Raw genomic sequence first — 1,985 nt, forward strand, 5'->3', positions numbered from 1 at the left:
CACGACGTTCAGGCGCAGCTCATCCAGTTGAGCATCATCTTCTTCTGGCTGCCACCCCGCAGGCTGCAACGGGATCTCTTCACGATCGAACGCTAAATCACCGCCGTCCACAACCTCTGAACCGTGCCTGATGCCTTTAAAATCGAACAGATTGATATCGCTCAGATGTGAAGGTACAACGTTCTGCATTGCGCTGAACATGGTTTCAATACGCCCTGGATAGCGTTTGTCCCAGTCGCGCAGCATATCGGCAATGACCTGACGCTGCAGGTTAGGCTGTGAGCCGCACAGATTACATGGAATAATCGGGAAACCTTTCGCTTCGGAGAAACGCTCGATATCTTTCTCACGGCAGTAAGCCAGCGGACGGATAACGATATGTTTACCGTCATCGCTCATCAACTTCGGCGGCATACCTTTCATCTTCCCGCCGTAGAACATGTTTAAAAACAGCGTTTGCAGGATGTCGTCGCGATGGTGACCGAGCGCAATCTTGGTGGCGCCTAACTCAGTTGCCGTGCGGTACAGAATGCCGCGACGCAGGCGAGAACAGAGCGAGCAGGTCGTTTTGCCTTCAGGGATTTTATCTTTGACGATCCCGTAGGTGTTTTCTTCGACAATCTTATACTCCACGCCCAGTTGTTCCAGATATTCCGGCAGAATATGCTCCGGGAAGCCAGGCTGTTTCTGATCGAGGTTAACCGCAACTAAGGAAAAACTGATCGGGGCGCTTTGCTGCAAATTACGCAGGATCTCCAGCATGGTATAGCTGTCTTTCCCCCCGGAAAGGCACACCATAATGCGATCGCCGTCTTCGATCATATTGAAGTCGGCAATGGCTTCGCCCACGTTACGGCGCAGACGTTTTTGCAATTTGTTCAGGTTGTATTGTTCTTTCTTACTAATATCTTGATTTTGCGACATTTAATAGAGGCTCAATTCATAGTGTGGCATCAGAAGAGTATGCATCACGCCGGATAGTCCGGCAAAAGAAGTCTGATATAAAAACTGTGGCGTGTATGGTACGGATAAGCGGGAAAAATGTCAGCACATTTAGGACAGGAATCGTGGGGTATAACAGGTAGAAACAAAAAGCCCGCAGCGATGTGCGGGCCAGACAGCTTAGCGGACTACCAGTACCGAACACTCCGCATGACGCACCACGGCTGCGGCGTTAGACCCCAGCAGGTAGGTGGTGATGTCAGGTCGATGTGAGGCAATAATGACCATATCAGCCGGTAATTTTTTGGCCATCTCCAGAATCTTATCTTTTGGCGCACCTTCTGTGACATGAACGTGCACTCTGTCCGTTGGGATATTGAACTTCTTGATAATCTCTTCCAGTTGAGATTTTGCTTCGGCTTTCAGATCTTCCATGGCCGGTAACTCTGCCGAGTAGGCCAATCCCAGGGAAGCATAATAGGGCAGTGACGGAATTACGGTCAAAAAATGAACCTGTGCATCGTCAATTTTTGCCTCTGCTTCAACATGGGCAATAACACGTTGAGTTAATTCTGAGTCTGAAATATCGATGGGTACAAGAATCGTTCTGTTCATAAAACCTCCTGTTTAAGTATCCACACAAAGCTTACCGCGTAATGGCACTTTATGTACAATGACAAAGATCACATTTTGGCATCACTTTATTTTTATTTCAGGAAACTTTCCTTTTATTACTCCATCGTAAAATCGACCTTTAGAAACGACGCTCAGGAAATCACGAAAAATACGAGCAGGGACATGCTGATATTGCAGAGTAGACAACTGGTGAAAGCGAATTTCTAGCGTGCGGGAGGATTCGTCATAGCCGACGGATGCAATACGGGATGATTTTACAGGATGATGATTCATTGCAGGTATCCTCTACTACAGGTCTTAATGCAAGATATCATCTATCAGAGATGTGTTTTAGCGCAACAGATATAATGTTTTGATCTGGATAAAACAGAATTGTTAGAACATAAAGAGAGCCCGCTGTTGCCAGC

General features: G+C 47.2%; 3 protein-coding genes. All 3 read right to left on the reverse strand.

Translation table 11 applies throughout. The annotated features are described in order from the left end of the window. Positions 1 to 924: tRNA 2-thiocytidine(32) synthetase TtcA (ttcA, locus tag FDW87_RS10355; protein WP_137379726.1), on the reverse strand; the 924-nt coding region annotated here is incomplete at its 3' end. Positions 925 to 1,122: 198 nt separating this feature from the next. Then, entirely contained in the window at positions 1,123 to 1,557 is a 435-nt protein-coding gene (gene uspF / locus FDW87_RS10360; RefSeq protein ID WP_016153190.1) for a universal stress protein UspF, read from the reverse strand. Between the two features lie 81 nt (positions 1,558 to 1,638). After that, positions 1,639 to 1,851 (reverse strand): KTSC domain-containing protein, encoded by a 213-nt coding sequence (locus FDW87_RS10365; RefSeq protein ID WP_016153189.1) that lies wholly within the window; start codon positions 1,849 to 1,851, stop codon positions 1,639 to 1,641. Between the last annotated feature and the right edge of the window lie 134 nt (positions 1,852 to 1,985).

The sequence above is a fragment of the Citrobacter sp. wls826 genome, assembly GCF_005281245.1.
In the GTDB taxonomy this organism is placed as follows: domain Bacteria; phylum Pseudomonadota; class Gammaproteobacteria; order Enterobacterales; family Enterobacteriaceae; genus Citrobacter; species Citrobacter braakii.

Excerpts from the sequence above, each read along its gene's own strand:
- uspF (WP_016153190.1), bottom strand. The coding sequence starts at position 1,557 with ATGAACAGAACGATTCTTGTACCCATCGATATTTCAGACTCAGAATTA.
- FDW87_RS10365 (WP_016153189.1), bottom strand. The coding sequence starts at position 1,851 with ATGAATCATCATCCTGTAAAATCATCCCGTATTGCATCCGTCGGCTAT.